The sequence below is a fragment of the Nocardia sp. NPDC051911 genome (genome assembly GCF_040681035.1).
In the GTDB taxonomy this organism is placed as follows: domain Bacteria; phylum Actinomycetota; class Actinomycetes; order Mycobacteriales; family Mycobacteriaceae; genus Nocardia; species Nocardia sichangensis.
Genome location: NZ_JBFAXY010000029.1, coordinates 43,930 through 64,804 on the forward strand (window position 1 = coordinate 43,930; position 20,875 = coordinate 64,804).

General features: G+C 68.5%; 16 protein-coding genes. 3 read left to right on the forward strand and 13 right to left on the reverse strand.

The genetic code is table 11. The features are described 5' to 3' along the window. Window positions 1-40 precede the first annotated feature (40 nt). Together AB0L97_RS29220 and dapA are read right to left on the reverse strand one after the other, a co-directional pair. Window positions 41-1,579, reverse strand: a complete 1,539-nt coding sequence (locus AB0L97_RS29220) for a DHA2 family efflux MFS transporter permease subunit (protein ID WP_355076580.1) — start codon at window positions 1,577-1,579, stop codon at window positions 41-43. Next, entirely contained in the window at window positions 1,576-2,511 is a 936-nt protein-coding gene (gene dapA / locus AB0L97_RS29225; protein WP_364435684.1) for a 4-hydroxy-tetrahydrodipicolinate synthase, read from the reverse strand. The genes AB0L97_RS29220 and dapA overlap by 4 nt, the downstream gene beginning before the upstream one ends. A gap of 71 nt (window positions 2,512-2,582) precedes the next feature. Between dapA and AB0L97_RS29230 the strand changes: the two genes are divergently transcribed. Continuing rightward, window positions 2,583-3,458: a LysR substrate-binding domain-containing protein gene (locus AB0L97_RS29230; protein WP_364435687.1), complete on the forward strand. Its 876-nt coding sequence runs from the start codon at window positions 2,583-2,585 to the stop codon at window positions 3,456-3,458. A gap of 5 nt (window positions 3,459-3,463) precedes the next feature. Here the strand turns inward: AB0L97_RS29230 and AB0L97_RS29235 are convergent, their stop codons facing one another. After that, entirely contained in the window at window positions 3,464-4,120 is a 657-nt protein-coding gene (locus tag AB0L97_RS29235) for an EthD domain-containing protein (RefSeq protein WP_364435690.1), read from the reverse strand. Between the two features lie 113 nt (window positions 4,121-4,233). Between AB0L97_RS29235 and AB0L97_RS29240 the strand changes: the two genes are divergently transcribed. Then, entirely contained in the window at window positions 4,234-5,709 is a 1,476-nt protein-coding gene (locus AB0L97_RS29240; protein WP_355076587.1) for an MFS transporter, read from the forward strand. A 467-nt stretch (window positions 5,710-6,176) separates the two neighbouring features. Here the strand turns inward: AB0L97_RS29240 and AB0L97_RS29245 are convergent, their stop codons facing one another. Next, a complete protein-coding gene (locus AB0L97_RS29245) occupies window positions 6,177-6,335 on the reverse strand; it encodes a hypothetical protein (protein WP_355076589.1) in 159 nt (52 codons plus the stop codon). A 747-nt stretch (window positions 6,336-7,082) separates the two neighbouring features. Between AB0L97_RS29245 and AB0L97_RS29250 the strand changes: the two genes are divergently transcribed. Then, a complete protein-coding gene (locus tag AB0L97_RS29250) occupies window positions 7,083-8,159 on the forward strand; it encodes a hypothetical protein (RefSeq protein WP_364435695.1) in 1,077 nt (358 codons plus the stop codon). Window positions 8,160-8,168: 9 nt separating this feature from the next. Here the strand turns inward: AB0L97_RS29250 and AB0L97_RS29255 are convergent, their stop codons facing one another. The 9 genes from AB0L97_RS29255 to AB0L97_RS29295 form a co-directional block, all read right to left on the reverse strand. Continuing rightward, complete coding sequence (locus AB0L97_RS29255) at window positions 8,169-8,855, reverse strand: PAS and ANTAR domain-containing protein (protein WP_355076592.1); 687 nt, start codon at window positions 8,853-8,855, stop codon at window positions 8,169-8,171. A 210-nt stretch (window positions 8,856-9,065) separates the two neighbouring features. Beyond that, entirely contained in the window at window positions 9,066-9,317 is a 252-nt protein-coding gene (locus tag AB0L97_RS29260; RefSeq protein ID WP_355076594.1) for a S1 RNA-binding domain-containing protein, read from the reverse strand. Window positions 9,318-9,547: 230 nt separating this feature from the next. Beyond that, entirely contained in the window at window positions 9,548-11,155 is a 1,608-nt protein-coding gene (locus AB0L97_RS29265) for a carboxylesterase family protein (protein WP_364435699.1), read from the reverse strand. A gap of 430 nt (window positions 11,156-11,585) precedes the next feature. After that, window positions 11,586-15,872, reverse strand: a complete 4,287-nt coding sequence (locus tag AB0L97_RS29270) for an aminotransferase class I/II-fold pyridoxal phosphate-dependent enzyme (RefSeq protein ID WP_364435703.1) — start codon at window positions 15,870-15,872, stop codon at window positions 11,586-11,588. Continuing rightward, on the reverse strand, window positions 15,869-16,135 hold the full coding sequence (locus AB0L97_RS29275) for an acyl carrier protein (protein ID WP_356965404.1): 267 nt from the start codon (window positions 16,133-16,135) through the stop codon (window positions 15,869-15,871). The genes AB0L97_RS29270 and AB0L97_RS29275 overlap by 4 nt, the downstream gene beginning before the upstream one ends. A gap of 30 nt (window positions 16,136-16,165) precedes the next feature. Beyond that, window positions 16,166-17,809 carry a fatty acyl-AMP ligase gene (locus AB0L97_RS29280; protein WP_364435708.1) on the reverse strand — a complete coding sequence of 548 codons (1,644 nt, stop codon included), beginning with the start codon at window positions 17,807-17,809 and terminating at the stop codon, window positions 16,166-16,168. 493 nt (window positions 17,810-18,302) lie between these two features. Then, entirely contained in the window at window positions 18,303-18,653 is a 351-nt protein-coding gene (locus AB0L97_RS29285; RefSeq protein WP_355076603.1) for a hypothetical protein, read from the reverse strand. 89 nt (window positions 18,654-18,742) lie between these two features. Next, window positions 18,743-19,150, reverse strand: coding sequence for an NYN domain-containing protein (locus AB0L97_RS29290; RefSeq protein ID WP_364435712.1), 408 nt, complete (start codon window positions 19,148-19,150; stop codon window positions 18,743-18,745). 4 nt (window positions 19,151-19,154) lie between these two features. Then, window positions 19,155-20,831: a S8 family serine peptidase gene (locus tag AB0L97_RS29295; RefSeq protein ID WP_364435715.1), complete on the reverse strand. Its 1,677-nt coding sequence runs from the start codon at window positions 20,829-20,831 to the stop codon at window positions 19,155-19,157. Window positions 20,832-20,875: the final 44 nt, after the last annotated feature.

The window sequence follows — 20,875 nt, forward strand, 5'->3', positions numbered from 1 at the left end:
TAGGTCCCGGGATCGGCAGGCGATCCCGGGACGAGTACCGCTAGGCGTGCACCACTGTCGCCGCGTCGGCCCCCTGCGGGTTCTTCGGCTTGGTCCGCGGCAGGAAGGACGCCGGGATCAAGGTGAGCACGATCAGCACCAGCGCCACCACATAGGTGTGGCTGAACGCTTCCGCGGCCTGCTGCAGACCGGTTTCGACGGCGCCCGGCGGAAGCTGGCTCGCCAAGCTGGGATCGAAGTTGGCCGCGATCGCCGGGCGCGCCAGCGGCTGGTTGTTCAGCAGGTTGGTCAGCACCACCGACATCGTCGCCGTGCCGATGGAGCCCGCGGTCTGGTTGACGATGTTCATCAGCGTCGACCCGCGCGCCACCTGCTGGTGGGTGAGGGTCTGGATCGCCGCGGTCATGATCGGCATCATGGTGCAGCCCATGCCGAGGCCCATCACGAACAGCGCGCCGATCATGGGGAGATACGAGCTGTCCGCGTCGAGCTGGACGAAGTAGGCCGTCCCGATCGAGATCAGCGTGATGCCGACCAGCACGATCTTGCCCGGGCCGATCTTGTCCACGAAACGGCCCGCGATCGGCATGCTGAGCATCGCGCCGATGCCCTGCGGCGCGATCAGCAGACCGGCTTGCAGCGCCGACTCACCGCGCACCTGTTGCAAATAGGTCGGCAGCAGCAGACCCGCTCCGAAGAACGCGATGGCGAACAGCACCATCGTGAGCACCGCGAAGGTGAGCGCGCGGTTGCGGAACAGGTGCAGATCGATCAGCGGGTGCTCGGTGCGCAGCGCGTGGAACACGAACGCGACCATCAGCACCGCGCCGATGGCGGCCGGGATCAGCACCCGCGCCGCGAGCACCGTCCCCTGCTCCGGGATGGAGGAGACGCCGAACAGGAACAGCGCAAGGCCGGGCGAGGCCAGCAGCATGCCGATGAAGTCGAACGACTCGGACGGCTCCGGCTTGTCGCTGGGCAGCACGATGAACGCCAGCGTCAAGGCGATCACGCCGATCGGCAGGTTGATCAGGAAGATCCAGTGCCAGCTGAAGTTCTCGATCAGCCAGCCACCCAGGATCGGGCCGCCGATCGGGCCGAGCAGCATCGGCACACCGAGCACCGCCATCACCCGGCCGACCCGCTGCGGACCGGCCGCATGGGTCATGATCGTCATGCCGAGCGGCATCAGCATGCCGCCGCCGAGGCCCTGGATCACGCGGAACGCGATCAGCGATTCGATGTTCCACGCCGTGCTGCACAGCAGTGAGCCGAGCACGAAGAAGGTCAGCGCCATGATGTACAGCCGCTTGGTGCCGAAGCGGTCGGCCGCCCATCCGGTCAGCGGGATCACGGTGGCCAGCGCCAGCGTGTACCCGGTCATCGTCCACGCCGCGATGGCGTAGCTCGTGTCGAACTCGCGCTGGAAGGTCGGGATCGCGACGCTGACGACGGTGATGTCGAGAATCGACATGATCGCGCCGAGCACCACGACGCCGGCGACCTTGAAGACGGCCGCGTCGAGTTTGTCGGTGGCCGGGTCGGGCCCAGCCGCCTGGGTATCCGGAGGTTGTGTCACCGCTTAAGCGTGGCACCTTCACGGCCGCAATACCAGTCATTACGGGTTCCCGTTGCCGGAAATTCCGCCAGTGCGACCAAGGCGGCCCGAGTCGCCGCCTCGCTCGCGGGCAGCAGAGGCAACCGTACCGCAGGGCTCGGTATGCGGCCTTGCGCCGCGAGCACCGCTTTGATCACCGCGGGGTTGGGTTCGGCGAACAACGCGGCCGACAATACCGCGAGCCGGTGACCGAGCGTCCGCGCCACATCGACCGGACCGGAGCGCCACGCGGCGACCATCGCCGCGAACGACGAAGTGTGCACGGCGGCCGAGGCCGCGATCGCGCCGGACGCGCCGAGGGCCAGCAGCGGCGCGGCGAACAGGTCGTCGCCGGCCAGTACGGCGAAGTCGGCGGGCCGGGCGGCCATCAGCGTGACGGTGGCGTCGTCGACGGCGCCGACGGCATGCTTCAGGCCGATGACGTTGGGCAGGTCGGCCAGCGCGAGGAGTGTCGCGGTTCCCAGGGAAAGTCCGGTCCGGTAGGGGATGTGGTAGATGATCAGCGGCGCGGGAGAGGCCGCCGCGAGTTCGCGGAAATGCGCGAGCACGCCCGCCTCGGAAGGGCGCGTGTAATACGGGACCACGGTGAGCGCCGCGGTGGTGCGCGGATCCAGACCGGCGAGGGCTTCGACGGAGGCCGCCGTCGAGTTCGATCCGGCGCCGACGATCAACGGCGCGTCGCGTTCCCGGCACACGCGCGCGCAGACGGCGATCACTTCCGCGCGCTCGGCGGCGGTCAGAGTCGCGGGCTCCCCGGTGGTGCCGAGCGCGACCAGGCCGGTCGCGCCGTCGTCGAGGACTTGGCGGGCGAGCCGCTCCAGCGCGTCCGCGGCGAGTGCGCCGTCGGCCGTGAACGGGGTGACCAGAGGAACGAAAAGACCTGCGAGCGTCATGACGATCAGCCTCGCCGCTGGAATTCATCAGATCCAGTTCACGTTTCTGTCGCAGACCATAAGCTGAACTTATGATCGACGTCCGCAAACTCCGCCTACTGCGGGAACTGTCGCACCGCGAGACCATCGCGGCGGTCGCGGAGGCCCTCGCTTACACCCCTTCGGCGGTCTCCCAGCAACTCGCCGCACTGGAACGGGAAGCGGGCGTGCCACTGTTGACGCGGACGGGCAGGCGAGTGACGCTGACCCCGGCGGCCGTGGCGCTCGTCGGGCACACCGAGCGGATTCTCGCGGTGCTCGAGCAGGCCACCGCCGAACTGGCCACGATCCGCACCGAACTCACCGGAACCTTGCGCATCGGCGCGTTTCCGACCGCGGTGCGGACCATCCTTTCCCCCGCGCTCGTCGCGCTGAGCAGCGCGCATCCCCGGCTGGAATTGCGTGTGACCGAATTGGACCCGGCGCTGGCGCCCGACGCGCTGCGCGCCGAGACGCTGGACGTCGCGCTGATCCAGGAGTACGACTACGCTCCGGTCCCCGCCGATCCCGCGTTGCACAGCGAGCCGTTGTTCGAGGAGATCGTCCATCTCGCCGCGCGCACCGCCGAACCGCTCGCCGATCATCGCGAAAGCGCTTGGATCGCAAGCACTCCCGGCACAATGTGCCACACCATGACGATGCGTGCCTGCGAGGCGGCGGGCTTCACGCCCAGGATCCGGCATCACGCCGACGACTTCGGCACGGTCCTCGCGCTCGTGGCCGCGGGTCAGGGTGTCGCGCTGGTCCCGGAATTCGGTACGCGGGATTGCCCGCCGGGCGTCATCCTCGGCGCGCTGCCGATGCGACGGCGCACGCACCTCGCCTACCGGCGCGGCACGGGCGACCATCCCGCCGTGCGCGCCGCACGCGTCGCGCTGCGCGAATCGGCGGGACGCTCCGGCCGCTGAACCGCTCAGCGCAGCCGATATCGGCTGGTGGGCACGACATCCAAGTTCCGGTCACCGCCGAAGGTCGCGACGCTGGCCATCAGCCGATCGATGCGGCGCGCCAGCTCCGCTCCGTCACCGCCGCTGCCGTAGAAGGCGTGCGGATCGGTGAGCGCCGCGAGCGGGAACAGCTCCTCCACGATCCCGGCGATGTCCGGCGCACCGGCCGTCGCGGGCCCGGTCACGACGTTCTGCACGTAGCCGAAGGTCGCCTGGGTCTCGATGGCGACGGCGGTGTGCTTGTTGCGCCAGCGATCCAGCCACTCGGCATGCGACAGGTCGTCCGGTTTACGCAAGAAGGCGAAGTTCGACAGGCCCGGCGCACGCTCGAGCACCGCGGTGACCGGCGGGGGAATCGGCGTCACCTCCTCGACATGCCAGCCTTCCACCCGCTCGGCCACGGTGCTCAGCACCCGCGCGGCCGCCTCCGCCTGCGGCGCGTCCGCCCACCAGACGCTGACGACGGCTCGCACCGGTTCGTCGAATGACGTGATGCGCAGCATCGCCGTCTCGACCGCCGCGTCGGAGATGTTCGCCTGCACCGCGGCGGCCCCGGTCAGGAGCGGCGCGAAGTCCGCCGCGAGCAGGTCACCGACGCCCCACAGCGCAAAGATGGTCTTCATCGACAGGCCACTTTCTAGAACACGTTTCACTCGTGTTCGAGCCTAACCCACCCGCGCGGTTGGCCGCTCGGGCTCGGGGTATCCGACCCTCAGGCTTGCGAAGGTGGTGATCCGTGCGAACCATATCGACCGACATACCGGCCAGGCTGGATCGCCTGCCCTGGTCTCGGTGGCATTGGATGATCGTGATCGGGCTCGGGTCCGTCTGGATCCTCGACGGGCTCGAAGTGACCGTCGTCGGCAGCGTGGCCGCGCGGCTTTCGGAACCGGGCAGCGGCCTGACCATCACGGCCGCACAGGTTTCCGGCGTCGCGGCGGCGATGTACGTTGCGGGCGCGGGCTCGGGCGCTCTCTTCTTCGGTTGGCTGACCGACAGGTTCGGCCGCAAGAAGCTGTTCCTGATCACGCTCGCGATCTACCTCTTCGCGACCGCCATGACGGCCTTGTCGTTCTCGATGTGGTGGTTCGTCTTGTTCCGCTTCCTCACCGGCTTCGGCATCGGCGGCGAATACGCGGCGATCAACTCCGCGATCGACGAGCTGATCCCCAAGCAGTACCGCGGACGCATCGACATCGTCATCAACGGCACCTATTGGCTCGGCGCGGTCGGCGGCGCGTTGCTGTCCATCGTCGCATTGAACACGAATCTGTTCCCGCCGAATGTGGGCTGGCGCTTGACCTTCGCGCTCGGCGCCGTGTTCGGCCTGATCATCCTGCTGGTGCGCAGACATGTGCCGGAAAGTCCGCGCTGGCAGTTCATCCACGGTCACGAAGACGACGCGGAACGCTCGGTCACCGCGATCGAGGCGCGCGTCCGGGACGACACGGGCGCCTCGCTCGCCGACGTCTCCGATCACCGGATCCGGATTCGGCAGCGGCGCAGCATCTCCTTCCGGGAGATCGCGGCTGTGATGGTGCGGCACTATCCGCGGCGCAGCGTGCTCGGGTTGTCGCTGTTCATCGGTCAGGCGTTCCTCTACAACGCCGTCACGTTCAACTACGCGCTCATCCTGTCCAGATCGTTCGGCATTCCGGACGACCGGGTCGGCTATTACTTCGCGGTCCTCTGCTTCGGCAACTTCCTCGGTCCGTTGCTGCTGGGCAAGTTCTTCGACACGATCGGGCGCAAGCCCATGATCGCGGGCAGCTACCTCGGCTCGGCCGTGCTGCTGCTTGGCACGGCATGGCTTTTCGCGGCGGGCCACCTGAACGCGACCACCCTCACCGCCTGCTGGACCGCGGTGCTGTTCGTCGCGTCGTGCGGCGCCAGCGCGGCGTATCTGACCGTCAGCGAGATCTTCCCGATGGAGACCCGCGCCATGGCCATCGCCTTCTTCTACGCGATCGGTACCGTCGCGGGCGGCGTCGCGGGACCGTTGGTGTTCGCCGGGCTGACCGCGAACGGCGAGCCGGGGAAGACGGCCCTGGCGTTCACCATCGGCGCGCTCGCCATGTTCGCGGCCGGTCTGGTGGAACTGGCGTATGGGGTGCGTGCGGAAGGGCGGTCGCTGGAGGATTTGGCCGAGCCGCTCAGCGCGACGCCCGAGCGGGCGCGCGTCGAGGCCGGCCAGCCGCCGCCGAGCGGATAGGACGACACCGTGGATCGTCGCTCGCGATGGCCCCGCCGCAAACCCATTGCGGCACTTCGCCGCAAACGCCACCGGCGCGGCGGCGGAAACGGCGTGACGACCACACAGAAGGCAGGTCGGACCTGCCCCGGAATTCGCGGGGCGGTCATGGATGGGACGAGTCGCTACATCCTCGCAAGTCGAGCCGAACTCGGAGCGAGTCCTCGATTTCGAACTCCGCGAAATGTGAATGCCATGTAAACGCGCGCGGTTTTCGGTGAACTCGCTCCCGGCCCACTGTTCACGCCACGAACGACATTCCTCATCGCCCTGTGCGCGCGGCGCTTTCGGCTATGTCGCGGAAAACACTTGCACACATTCGGGCGGAAGTCATAGAACAACTCACTGCCCGCAATTGCGCGCCGAGGGCCGGCCCGCGGCGGCCGGCCTTCTGCGCGTCGCGGCGAAACCGACGAGCCCGCGGCTCGTCAGTTGTGCCGCGGGTCGGCGGCCGAGGCGTGTGGCCGGGTGATCCGGCGATGCGCCATGACTTCGGCCCACCAACTGCTCAGCGGGCTCGGGTCGGGCCATACGATCCGATCTCGTTCTTCGTCGTCCGCGACGGGCGCTTCGGGTTTCTCGATCACGATGACGTTCCTCTGCGCTGGTGCACGTAGCCGTACACATACTTGCGGAGAGCCCTCGTGTCCGTGCGCGCCGGTAGTTTCGCGACAGAGCGCGTCGAATCGGCTGAACGTCGAGCAGCGCGGGTTCCTCGCCCCTTTTATCGGATGACCGCGCTGTCGATCCGATACACCCCACATTTACCACAGCCAACGTGAAACAAACCGCTCTTTTCGGTTTACGATCTGGACACCAAGCGGTCGCTTGTTTACATTTTTCGGCGCTGAACAGTGGAAATAGCGGGTTCGACCGGGTTTCTTACACGAAACCGAAAAAGCACCGGGTGGTGAAACACACGCGGCCAACTCGTCGCCTTCATCCACGGCAGTCGCGCTGACAGTGATCGGCCTCGGCCGCGCGTACGCGACTCCGGAACGCGGCGCGGTAGCGGCGGCGGTTGCTCCGGTCGGAGCCGCGGAGCTTTCCCCGCATCGTCACACCCGACCGCGAAGCCGGAAGCTTCGTAAATTCCTCGGCTACAACTCGTGTGGCAGCGCGCTCCCACACGAAGGCGCCGCGCCCGAGCACCTGCGTTCGCTGATTCGGCTCGACACGCCCGGGTACCCGCCGACTGTGGTGCACCGAACCGAAGCCGTCGGCACACACGACGAAGTCACCTGGCGCCGAGCGGCACGGACCGAGTGGTCGCCGGTGGTTTCCGACGACCACCGGCACGGACCTTCGCGGCCAGGGATGCCCAGGTGATACCGATGGCCGACCTCCGCCGCATCATCCATAAGCACGGGCCCTTCGCATCGGTCTGCTTCGACAGTTCCCACGACACCGAGGACGCGGCGCGCGACACCGAGTTGCACTGGCGTTCGATCGACGCCGAACTGGACCGCAGCGGAGCCCGGCCGCGCATCCGCAGGCTGCTCGCCCAGGCGATCGAACTGCACCCGCCTGCGCGGGGGCGATGCGGCAGGCTGCTCATCGCCGACGAGACCGAGGTGCTCGCCGACGAACGTCTACCGAGCCCGCCCGACATCGAGACCGTCCGCGTGTCGCCCCTGCCCTACCTGCTGCCGCTGATCGAGGCGCAGGCGGAGAAAGTACCGCATGTCGTCGCCCTCGTGGGCCGAGTGGGCTCGGAGTTGTACGGACTCGACGGCCACGGCAGCGAAACGAGGCACACCCTCCGCAGCGCCGGCCATCCGGCGCTCGAGCCTCGGCGCGACGACTGGTCGCACCGCACGATCCGGCAGCGAATCGAGGACACGGCGCGACGCGCCGTCCGCGAGTTCGCGGGCGAGCTGGACCGGCTCGCCGATACCGTGCGCGCGGAGGTCGTCGTGCTCGCCGGGGAAGCCTTGGCACGTGCGGAACTTCGGGCGGTGTTCGATGCGAAGGGCAGGGATGTCATCGACGCCGAAACCGGCACGCTGACACCGGGTTCGGACCCCGAGGCGCTCGACGCCGAGGTCCGCGAGATTCTGCACCGGGTGGCGGCGCAGCGGCGCCGCCGGGTCCTCGAGCGCTTCGCCGCCGAGATCGAGCGCCCGGACGGCTTGGCGGTGGCCGGACTGGCCGCGACCACCAGCGCGCTGCGCGCCGCCACCGTGGAGCGGCTACTGCTCGATCGCGGGGTGCTTGGTGACCGATTGGTGCTGGCCGGGTCGGCCCCGAACCCCCTGATCGGCCCGGCCACGAACGGCTCGGCCGGTGAGATGCGCCGCGCCGACGAGGCGCTGCCGGTGGCCGCTCTGGCGATCGGGGCCGAGATCGTCCTGGTCGACGCCGTGGCAGCCCTGCACGACGGGGTCGGCGCCGTGCTGCGCGACCACTAGGACCGCTCCCTACGACTTCGGGATGCGCTCGTGCAAGGTGAGCAGCATGTGGTCGAAGGCGGTCTGCACCCCGGGCGGCGCCGGGGGCAGCCGGTCGATTTCGGCGATGAGCTGGGCGGCGAGGTCGCGCAGCTTGACGTTGGTCTCCTGCGAGCGCCACTGCAAGACGTGAAATGCCTGGTCGGCGTTGATCCGGTAGACCCGCATCAGCACGCCTTTGGCCTGCTCGATCAGCGCGCGCGCTTCGACGAGTCGCGGCAGCGTGTCGTCGAGCAGATCCTGGCGGTCCTCGGCGATGGTGGCCGTCAGGTCGACGTAGTAGCCCGCGGTGCCGACCACGGTGCCGTTCTTGTCGGTCATGGTGTCGCCCAGCACGAGCACATGGTGCGGCACACCCGCGGTGTCGATGATGCGATGACGGCTGCAGAACGGCTCGGCGTTGCGCACCGACTTCTCGATCGCCTCCGCGACGTGATCCCGGTCCTCGGGGTGCTTGTGCGCGAGCAGCAACTCGGTCGTCGGCGTCACCGCGTCGGGTCCGTAGCCGTGCATCGCGGCGACCTCGTCCGACCACTCCCAGTGCTGGTCGGCGAACCAGAACCGGAAGCTTCCCGTGGCTTGCGGGATCCCCGCACCGACTACCCTGGCTACGGTGCCTTCGGCCGTGTCCACGGTTGAGTCGCCCGATTCGTTCATCGCGTAAGTATGCTCCTACCTGCAGCGTCTCACCTGATCCCGGCGATCGAAGCGGACTTCGACCGCACACCGCACGCGGTGACAACATCATCTTATTCCCGGCGGCAGGGCCGGCCGGACGATTCGCCGCGAGCCCGTCACCATGGCCGGGATAGTCTTGGGGTCGTGCCGGGGCAGGTGGAGTCTGCCCCGGCACGCCCGTGCCGAGCCTTATTCAGCGTGCGCCAGAGCGACCCGCTGCCTCTCGGTATCGATATCGAGGATGCGCACCGTCAGAGTGGCACCGACCTGCGGTTCGGTGGACCACTCGGTGCGGTGCAGCAATCCGTGAATTCCTGGAGCGACCTCCAGGAACGCGCCGAACGGCGCGATCTGCACGACAGTGGCCTCCAGCACTCCGCCCCGAGCGTGTGCGGCGACGAAGTCCGGCCATCCGCGCTGCGGTGATTCCGAATGGGACATGTGTTTCACCTCCTTCCGGCGTCCCTGTAGTGACATGGGATTCGCGAAGAAGGCGGCGGGCCCCTGGCCCGCCTGATGATCACAGCGCGGCCGGGTAACCGTTCTGTGTGCGGCGTGTCGCCGACCCGGCAGTCATGGCGACGACCATAACCCAGCGCGAAGCGGCACGGCAAGATCAAGAGCCGGAGAGCAACGAAAAGCACAGTCCATCACGGACTTCGGGCGATGGATCAGCGGTCGATTTCCGCCCAGAACGCGCAGTCGTGCCTGGCGGCGAAATCGTCCGTCATCACGCTGCCGGTCGCCCGCATGAGCAGAGCGGATCCATCGGGGCCGTTTCCCGTCGACGCCGGCCAGGGCTGCCATTCGGGGGAACCCGGCGCGTTCGGGTCACCGGTGTGGGCGAAGGTGGTCCACCATCGCTGCATCTGCGCGGCGAAAGCGGCGGACGCGCCGGTCCAAGGAATCGGCACGCCCATGAATCTGGTCAACAGATAGTAGAGCTCGGCGGAGTGAAAGGCGCCGGGCAGAACCGGATTGGCGGCACCGAGCGGCGCCTGATCGAATTCGTACTGCCACAGTGGATGTCCGGCATCGCGCGCCGTTCGGCTGGTGGACATGGTGGGACAGGCGAGCTCGCTGTCGGTGATCACCGCGACCTGGGCTGCTACCGGTGACGGGAATCGGTCCAGCGGATATCGGGCCAGGACGCGGTCCGCGTCGGCGCCGAAGGACCGGCGCACGAAACGCTCGTAGCTCGCCGCGTCCGGGATGTGGCCGCGGGCATAGTCGGTTTCGGCGACGATCAACGCACCTTCCGCGGTGGTGGTCCCGATGAGGATCGGCGCTTTCCTCGGATCCCCCACCAGGCCCTCGTCGAGTGTCCGAGTGATGACGACGCCGTCGATGGCGGGAAACCAAATGGGATTCTCCCCCTCGGATCGGGCGATCGGCGAGTCCAGGAGTCTCGATACGGGCAGTGCGCGCAGGCAGGCCAGCCGGGTCGCGGCGTCGCCGCATCCCACGCTGTCCGCATAGCGCTGCGAGCGCGCGAAAGCGTCGGCACGATCGCTCGGTGCCAGGGGCGCTTGGGCACAGGGACCGCTCTGGATGATCGCCTTGGCGAACAGGGCGTCGGAGCCGGGTGCGGCGAAGTGGGTGCAGACACTGACGGCGCCGGCCGACTCCCCGAAGATCGTGATGTTGTCCGGATCGCCGCCGAAGACGTGGGCGTTGTCGCGCAACCAGCGCAACGCGGCTTGCTGATCCTGGATGGCGACCGTACCGGTGGCGCCGCCGGATTCGGCCGCGAGCTCGGGCAGTGCCAGAAAGCCGAACGGTCCGAGGCGGTAGTTGGGGATGGCCACGACGACGTCGCCATCCGCGGCCATCCGGGTGGGACCGTCGTATTCGGTGTTGGAGCCGTCGAGATAGCCGCCACCATGGAAGAACACCATGATCGGCCGCGCGCGGTCGCGGTCGCCGTCCGGCGCGTAGACATCGATGGTCAGGCAATCTTCGCCGGTAGGCGCGAGCGACGGTATGCCGGGCAGGTATCCCGTCTGCGGACACTGCGGCCCGTGGTCGCGCGCAGGGCGCACGCCGGGCCACGGCGACACGGGGCGCGGCGGCGCGAACCGCGCTTCGCCCCCGGTGGGCGCGGCGAACGGGATGCCGAAGTATTCGGTGATCCCGTCGACGGCGCGGCCGGAGATCGCGCCGCCGGTCACCACCACATCCAGCGGCGGCGACGCGACCACGGGCGCCGGAGCACCCGCGAACCACGTACCGGCGGCGACCGTCAGAGCGGTCGCGGTTCGCACGATCGAGCGAATCATGGCTGTGCCCTACCTCCGATGCGAGCGCTACGGTCGGCGGCGAGGCAGGCGGCCTCGTCCACCGCGGTAGCCGGCATCGATCGGCTCGGCGTGCACCCTCGGATCAGGAGTCGACCGGACGCACGCGGCGGGAACCGAATCGCCGCTCGAACCCTTCACCTGGCAGTCACACGTGTACGGCGCCCGTGAACCCTCCTGGCCGACTGCGTCGACGGCGTTCGAACAACACCCGACAGCGGACGCCGTGCCCGGCCCTCATCGTCCATCCAACCCGCGGAAAGTCGCCGTTACCGATTGAGCTGCGGCAATGGCACCCGGCTGATGCTACAGCGGTCCGGTGCGCGTCACGGTACAGACGCAGCCGTTCCGGTCGCCGCGGACCGGTGGCCACCGTCGGTACGCGTCCGACCGGCGACAGCCGAGTCGCGCGTCAGCTGTCGGCGAGCAACGCGAGTTCCTCGGCAAGAATCTCGAGCGTGTCGCGGATCTGGTCTTCGGTATGGCAGGCGGTGACGAAGAACCGCAGGCGCGCCAGATTCTCCGGCACCGCCGGGTACAGGATCGGGTTGACGTTGACGCCGCGGCGCAGCAGCGCGTTCGACAGTTTCAGCGTCTTCAGCGAGTCGCCGACGATGCACGGGACGATCGGTGTGTCATGGCTGTCGCCGGTGTCGATGCCCGCCTCCCGGGCCAGTCCCAGGAACAGCCGGGAATTGTGGCGTAGGCGTTCCAGCGGTTCGCCGTCGGACCGCATCTGCCGGATCGCCGCGGCCGAGGCGGCGGCGTTCATCGGCGTCATGCCGACGCTGTAGACGAACCCCGGAGTCGTGTATTTCAGGAATCGGATCAGCTCCGCGCTGCCCGCGACGTACCCGCCGCATCCGGCGAGCGCCTTCGACATCGTTCCCGACCACAATTCGACATCGTCGCGGGCGACGCCGAAGTGTTCGCCGATGCCCCCACCGCCCGCGCCGAGCACACCGATGCTGTGCGCCTCATCGATCATCAACAGCGCCTTGTGCTTCTTCTTGACCGCGATGATCGCGGGCAGGTCCGGAATGTCGCCGTCCTGGCTGTAGACGCCTTCGATCAGGATCAGCACCCGCCGGTACCGGCCGCGGATCTCGGTCAGCAGTTCGTCGAGGGCGGCGTGGTCGTTGTGCGGGAACGGGCGGCGGGTCGCGCCCGACAGCTTGCAGCCCTGCACGATGCTGTCGTGCGCGAGGCTGTCGTGGATCACCAGGTCCTCCAGGCCGACCAGGTGCCCGATGATCGTGACGTTCGTGGAGTGGCCGCCGACCAACGCGATAGCGTCCTCGGTGCCGAGTAGGCCCGCGATTTCGGCCTCGAGTTCGCGGTGCACCGGTTTCTCGCCGGAGAGGATCCGGCTGGCCGAGCACGAACTGCCGTAGCGCGCCACGGCTTCCTGCACGGCGGCGACGACCGCCGGATGACCGGACAACCCCAGATAGTTGTAGCTGGAGAAGTTGAGCACCGACGTGCCGTCTACGACGGAGGTGTCCCGCGTGATGCCGTCGTTGATCAGGAAGTATGGGTTGGACAGACCGAGTGCTTCGACGCCGGAGAACCGGTCGGCGATCGCCTTGACCTCCCCGAATTCCGAGATCCGGTACTCCGGCTCGATGACCGTGTGCCGGGGTTCGGTCGGCTCGGCGGCCATGGCTTGCGCGCTCTGCGGCGGAATGGTCGCACCCGCCGAGGTCGTGACATGGGTGACGACGTCACCGAGCGTCGTCGTTGGCGTGAACCGAGCGGGGTCGATGGTCGCCGCGGGTAGTTTGCGAACCAGCGCGGCGATCAGGTCGGTCACCATGAGGGAGTCGAATCCCAGGTCGGCGCCGAGGGTTTGGGCATCGCGGAGCCGATCGGCCGGGAATCCGCTGACCCTCGCGCATTCCGCGCGAACGACGGCCGCGACCGCTTCCGGTGCGGGCGGCGGCTTCGCGGTGGTCGTCGGCACCGGGATCTGCTGGCGCACCGTCGGCTCCGTCAGGGACGCGGCGCCCGCCCGCTGCTCTCCGGGCGCGCCGACGAGACTCGCCAGGACGGCGTTCTGTTCCCGGAAGAGTGCGATCAACTGGTCCATGGAGGTTTCCTCGGCTTGCGTGGATCGGGAAGGCGTGGTGGATGGGTCGACCCAGAATCGCTGGTCGGTGGCGAACTCGTAGCCGGGCAGCCTCCGGCGCACGCGCTGCGCGGGTTCGTAGAGCCGGTCCCAGTCGGGGTCGAGTCCGTCGCGGTACAGCGCGGCGACGACGTCTGCGAATTCGCCGCCGGTCGCGCCGGGGCCGGGGCTCGGCGTCAGGCAGCGCGGCGCCAGATCCGGACGGATCCGGCCCACCAGCGCGGCGAGGACGCGGCGCGGCCCGATCTCGATCACATGGCTCGGATCGGTGCCGAGCGCGGCCTCGACCGCCTCGCCGAAGCGCACTGTGGCGCGAACGTGTTCGGTCCAGTAAGTGGCGTCCATCGTCTCGTTCGCGTCGAGCAGGCGACCGCGCACTGTCGAATAGAGCGGCAGAACCGGTGTCCGATAGGCGCATTCGCGGGCGACCGCCTCGAACCGCTCCACCATGGGTTCCATCAGCGGGCTATGGAAGGCGTGCGATACGGTGAGCGGCCTGGTTGCGACCCCACGCGCCGCGAGCGCCTCCCGCATGCGGACGATCGCCGGGGCGGCGCCGGACAACACGATCTCCCCCGGACCGTTGACGGCTGCGATCGCGACGTCCGTTCGGCCGGAGAGCATTCCGGCGACTTCCGCCGGGTCCGCTCGCACGGCGAGCATCGCGCCGCCCTCCGGGAGCTGCCGCATCAGCTCGCCTCGTGCGACGACGAGACGGCAGGCGTCGTCCAGGTCGAACACGCCCGCCACTGCCGCCGCCGCGAACTCGCCGATGCTGTGTCCGATCACCCAGGCCGGACGGACGCCGGTGCGGGCGAGCGACTCGGCCAAGGCGTACTCCATCGCGAAGATCGCCGGTTGCGCCAGTTCGGTGCGGTCGATCTCGGTGTGCTCGTCGAGCATCAGCTCGCGCACCGACCGGCCGAGATGGGCCGCCATGACCTGGTCGACCTGCTCCAGCGCGTGCCGGAACAGCGGGACGGCCGCGTCCAACACGCGTGCCATGCCCGCGAATTGCGAACCTTGGCCGGTGCACATCCAGCCGACGCCGACCGGCCGCACCACCCCGGTCTCCGCACCGTCGCGCAGCCGGGCGATCGCGGCGTCGCGATCGCCCGCGGCGACAGCGAGCCTGGCGCGACCGGAGGACTTGATTCGGTTGCTGGTCCAGCAGACTTGCGCGAACTGGTCCTGTGGCATGGCCGCCAAGGCATCGGCAAGGCGATAGGCATTGCGCCGCAAGCCTTCCGCGTCGGTCGCCGACAGGGTGAGCACTCCGCCACCGGGCGTCCCTGACGTTCCGGTGAGGGGCGGGCTGCCCAGCACGACATGGGCGTTCGTGCCGCCGAGGCCGAAACTGCTGACTCCGCCGTAGCCGGGACCGTCCAGCGGCATCGCGTCGGTGAGCAGACGCAGACCCTGCTGACTCATCCGCAGCCGCGGATTCTCCTGATCTGCGAACCGCGACGGCGGAACGACACCGTGCCGCAGGCTGAGGGCCACCTTGATCAGGCCCGCGACGCCCGCCGCGCCCTCGGTGTGACCGAGATTGCCCTTGATCGAACCGATTCCGCACGGCCGCGACCGGTTGCGCCCGTGCAGTTGCCCCAGCGCCTTGACCTCGATCATGTCGCCGAGCACCGTTCCGGTGCCGTGCGCCTCGAGGAAATCCACCTGCTCGGGCCGTACCCCGGCACGCTCGCACGCCTCCCCGATCACCTGCTGCTGCGCCCACCGGTTCGGCGCCGTGATGCCGTTGCTCCGCCCGTCGGAATTGACCGCGCTGCCCTTGATCACCGCGTAGATCGGCAGGCCGGCCGCCTGCGCGTCGGCGAGCCGCCGGAGCACGAGCACCGCGACGCCCTCGCCGCGCACGATCCCGTCGGCGCTGCCGCTGAAGGGCTTGCACCGAGCATCAGGAGCGGAGAGACCGGCCTGGGTGTAGAAGACGCCGACGGCGGGGGTGAGCACGAGGTTGACGCCACCGGCGACGGCCTGGTCGCACTCGCCGGAAGCCAGCGCGCCGCAGGCGAGGTGGATCGCGACCAGCGACGACGAGCAGGCCGTGTCGACCGCGACACTCGGTCCTCTCAGGTCGAACTGGTAGGACAGCCGGTTGGCGGTCATGAAGTAGCCGTTGCCGGAGCCGTGCTGCGGCGTGATCGCGGCGTAGTCGCTCATCTGCAGGTTGGCCCATTCGTTGGCCATCACGCCGACGAACACCCCGGTCCGCGAACCGGCCTCGCCGCGCGGGTCGAGTGTGGCGTCTTCGAAGGCCCGCCACGTGGCTTGCAGCAGCAATCGCTGTTGCGGGTCCATCGCCTCGGCTTCGCGCGGGGGGATGCCGAAGAACTCGGCGTCGAACGCGTCCGCGTCGTCGAGGAAGCCGCCGCCGCGAGTGTTGATGGTGCCGGGCGCACCGGCCGGGTCGTGGAAGTCGGCGGCGGTCCAGCGGCTCGCCGGGACCTCGGAGATCGCGTCACGTCCGTCGATCAGCAGCCGCCACAGCGCGGCCGGATCGGGTGCTTGGGGGAATCGGCAGTCGATGCCGACGATGGCGATGTCGGTCATGCGGCGAGGGTGAATTCGGCGGCGAGGTAGGCGGCGATATCGGCGATGGTCGGGTACTCGAAGACCAGGATCGGGTCGACCTCGCGCGACCATCGGTCCTCGATCTCACCGCACAGGTTCACCGCCGAGACGGAGTCCAGGCCGAGCTCGGCGAGCGGGACGGACGGATCCACCTCGTGCGGTGCGCGCTCGGTGTAATCCGCGACGCGCTCCACGAGCCAATCCTCGATCGTCTTCGGGCGAACAGTGATGGCGCTGAACATGTTTCAGGCTCCTCGGCGGGTTTCGATCGATCAGACGGTCATGGATCGGCTCAGCGCCGGTTCGAGATCCTCGTGCAGCACATTCGCGACGCGGCCCTGGAGAAACGCCTTCCGCATCGAGCTGCGCCGGACCTTCCCACTGGTAGTGCGGTGCACCGACCTGGGCGCGACGAGAACGACATTCGGCGCGGGCACGTCGAACCTGCGAGCGATCGCCGACTTGATCGTCGAGGTGAGTTGGGCGAGGGTGGTGTCGCCTTGCAGCGCCGTCTTGACACCCTGGAGCACGACAAGCCTCTCCCGGCCGCTCGCATCGACGGATATGGCGACGCCTGCACTGCCCGCGAACGCCGGATGCAACTCGCCGATCATCCCCTCGATGTCCTGGGGATAGACGTTGCGTCCGTTGACGATCAACAGATCCTTCAGGCGGCCCGCGACGAACAACTCGTTGTCACTCAGCAGACCGAGATCACCGGTGCGCAGAAACGGTCCCTCGGTGCCGAGGTAAGCCTCGAAGGTTTCGCGGGTCTCCTCTGGGCGGTTCCAGTAACCGACGGCGACACTGCCGCCGCGAATCCAGATTTCGCCGACGGTGTTCTCCGGCAGCTGTTGCCGCCGGTGCGGGTCGACGATCCGGATATCGAGACCACGGGCCGCGTGTCCGCAGCCGACGAGCCGAGTTTCGTGGCCGATGTCGAGGAAGACCGGCGCCGAAGGGGCGGTTCGGCCGCTGGCGAGCAGCGTCACCTCGGCCAGGCCGTAGGCCGGCCGGAATGTCGTCGGCCGCCAACCCACGGACGCGAACCGTTCGAGCACCGCCGTCATGGTCCGCTCACGGATCGGTTCGGCGCCGCTGAGCGCGATCTCGAGCGTGCTGAGATCGAGATCGGCCAACTGCTCGTCGGTCACCCGGCGCGCGATCAGGTCGTAGGCGAAATCGGGTGCGGCGGTGAAGGTCCCGCGATACTTGTCGATGGCGCGCAGCCAGCGCACCGGGCGCTTGAGGAACGTCGTCGGCGCCATGAACACCAGGTTCGCGCCGGCGTATACCGCCCCCAGCAGCAGCCCGATCAGACCCATGTCGTGAAAGTGCGGAAGCCAACCGACGCCGGTGCCGGCATCGTTCATCCCGCCCGCGGCGATGGCGGCCTCGTTGTGCATGAGATTGCCGTGGGTCACGACAACGCCTTTGGGTGTGCCGGTTGAGCCGGACGTATATTGCAGGAAGGCGATCGTGGCGGCGTCGATGGCGGGCATCCGCCACGCTTCGGGCTCACCGAGCGGACCGTCGGCCGCGACTACGGTCACGGGCGCAGCCGCTTCGACCAGCGGCTGGAAGTGCGCGGTCGTGAGTACCAATCGGGCGCCGGAATCCGCGATCACACTTGCCAGTCGTCGCGTGCTGTTCGCATCGTGCGGCACGGGCGCGGGAACTGCCACGACCCCGGCGTACAGGCACCCGAGAAACGCCCGCAAGAAGGCCATACCGTCGAGATAGAGCAGCACGACCGGCTCGACCGACTCCGGACGGCCCGCGAGCCAAGCCGCGAACGCTCTGGCGTCACGGTCGAGTTCACGGTAGGTGCGGATCTCCTCGCTGAGCTCGAGCCCGGCCTCACGAAGATAGGTGTATGACCTGGCATCCCCATATTCGGCAACCTGTTGCCTCATGTGGTGAACGAAAGTCGGCTGCATCTCGTGGTTCCTTCGTAGCGATCGGCATCGGGAGTTCGGCTACTACTGTGCGCTGGCCATAACCGCAGAACCAGGGACCGCAGGGAGCGCCCGGCAAACCCACAGGGTGGCATCGTGACACCCCTGGGGTGGTGGTATTCCCGCGCCGCCGTGTAGATAGCTGCCGATCTGCTGACCGCACATATCCGTGACCGGCCGAGGACCGTCGCAACACTAGTTGCGTAGCGCAAGCAACTTATCTCGTCTGGAGCGGCCGTGGCAGTCTCGTCCGATACGGCTCATGGGCGGGCCCGCCTGATCCGGGCGACGGATGATGGCCGCGATCTGCTGCGCCGAGGCTCGCACCGAGGCGGGACACGCGAGTGCCGCACAGCAGGACGCCAAACAACCGGCTCTGCTGGACTGAGTGCCGGATACGGGTAGAGCCCCGAAGCCTTCGGGGCTCTACGCGTCTGTCACCAGTGCCAACTCAGCAGGGCGGACGCTCGGCGGAGCGCAGATCGACGGTCGTCGCAGAGGTCAGGGCGACGGCCAGGCAGCGCAACTCCCCTGGTATCAGTATCGATCGGATCGCGCCCTGGAAACACTCGAGCATCGCGCCGTCGGACCACCGCACGTCGTAGCGGTACCAGCACCGACCCGCGCCGCCGGCGCGCTGGACGTCCCGCTCGACCCGCACGGCCAGTTCGGCGAGCGCCGCGCGAACCTGACCGGGCGCGCCGGTGCTGGCGATCTTCCACCACGGCCGATTGAAGTAACCTGGCTCGGAGATCTCGACCAGGTAGAGCAACGGCATCCCCACGACGTCGGAGGCGGTCATACCGCTCAGACTGCCGCAAAACGGACTGGACAGATGGGTGAAACGCCGGGCGTCATCAATGCGAGACCTACCGCCCGGCGCTGACCGCGTCAGGAGCCGACGCGGTCGAGCAACCAGCGTGGACCGACCGCATCCGCGCCGTGAACCGCCACGCGGTCACGCAGTCCCCGGTCCGCCGTCACCACGGTGATCGGACGGCGGTCGTCCTGCGCACGAGCCGCGGCCACCACACCGACGATCGCGTCGTCGCCCGAACCGTCCGCCCGCACCACCCGCACGCCGCCGACCTCCGGGTCCGCCGCATCGACCGCGGTCTTCGCCGCTCCCTCGAGCACCACGATCACCTCGGTGCGTTCCGCCAGACGTTCCGGCAGTCCGGCAATCCGCTCGAGCAGTCGCCGAGCGGCACCCGGGCGGTCGCGCCACCATCCGTCGGGTCGTGAACCGATGACATTCGCGGCGTCCACCACGATCAACCGAACGCCCTCCGCCGTCACCCCCTCAGTCTCCTCCCACGGTGAGCACCGCATCGGCGGCGGATTCGGCTCCCTCCGGCCGCGCCGCTCGCACCGCGGCGAGGGCGTTGATCCTGCCGTACCCGTACTTGTCGCTGTGGCCGTCGGACCCGTAGCCGCCACCCTGCGGATCGATCTTGTCGCAGGCGCCTTTCAGCAGGTTCTTCACCTCCACCCAGGACAGCCCGGGATTCACCGACAGCATCAGGGCGACTGTCCCGGCTGCTCCCGGGCAAGCGCTGGACGTACCACCGAAGTCGTTGGTGTAGTCGCCCGCCGCGTCGCCCGACGCCGTCGTGCCGGGGTTGTAGCCGTCGGCACCGTGCCGGTCCACCGTCCAGATTCCGGGCGTGAGCGGGGCGGGATGCCCGAACGGGCGGTGCCCGATGTCGCTGCTGGGGAACGCACACCACACCGCTTTGCCGAAATCGCTGTACACGCTGCGCTTACCGGTGTCGTTGCAGGCCGCGACGGCGATGACCTTCGCGAAACCGGCATAGCCGTCGTTGTCGACGGACTCGTTGCCGTTGCCCGCCGCGAACAGCACCACACAGCCCTTGCCGCCGCGTCCGCTGGTGACGGCGTGCTCGATTGCCAGCCTGGTGCTCGCGGGCAGCGCCACGACCCGGTTGTGCGCCGGATCGCCGGGCTGGAACCATGCGCCGTCGGCCGGGCCCCAGCTGCACGAGATGACGTCCGCGCCGTGGTCGGCGGCCCACTGAAAGGCGTCCGCCTCGGCCTGCGAACCGAGCCCGGAGGCGAGCCGGATCGGCATCAGCCGGGCTTCCGGCGCTACTCCGGATGCTCCGGCCGTGCCGTTGGCGCAGGCCACGCCCGCGCACGCGGTGCCGTGATTGTCACCGTTGTCGGGGCCGGTTCCGAAACTGTCCTTCGGGCGCGGATCGCCGGTCTTCGCCGTGACGTCCCGTGGCGCGATGATCTTGGCGGCACCGGCGAATTCGGGATGGTCGATGTCGATGCCGTCATCGACGATCGCGATCGTCACCCCGGCCCCTCGGGTGATCGCGTGGGCGGCTTCCACTCCGGCATGCGCGTCGATCGTGACACCGCCGATGGTGGTCTTCTTCAGATGCCACTGCTGGGGAAAGATGGTCTTCTTGGCGCGGCTGCGGATCAGTTCGGGATGGCAGTACTCGACGTCGTCGCGATTCAGCAGCGCGGCGGCGATGTCGAACACCTGTTGGCCGGTGCCCTCCGTTGCCGCCGTGAAGTACGCATTGTTCGCGTACGAAACCTCTTGCTTCACAGTAAGATTCGCAGCTTCGAGCACAGCGAGACAATGCTCCCGATCGACGCGGTCGACGAACTTCACGAAGATGTTCTCCGTATAGAGCACCGGTTCCCCGGTGCCAGGATCCACCAGGACGTGCCCGGCGAACCGCACCTCCGGCGCGGCGTCGAGCACCGGCTTGCGCTGCTCCACCGATCTCGATCCCGCGGGCAGCCGGTAGACCTCCACTCCCGCCTCCGGGTAGGCCTGCACCAGTGTCGCGTCGTCGAGTTCGGCGCCGAGCGGGGTCCGCACCGACCCTGATTGCCGCCGGATCCCGCGACCGCTGTGCGTGCGCACCACGATCAGATCGGGACTCTGCGCCAGCTCGAAACCAGGATCGTCCTTCGTACCGAAATTCGCCGTGGGCACCATGATCTCCTTCGCCGTGGGGACCGAAGCACCAACTATGAACC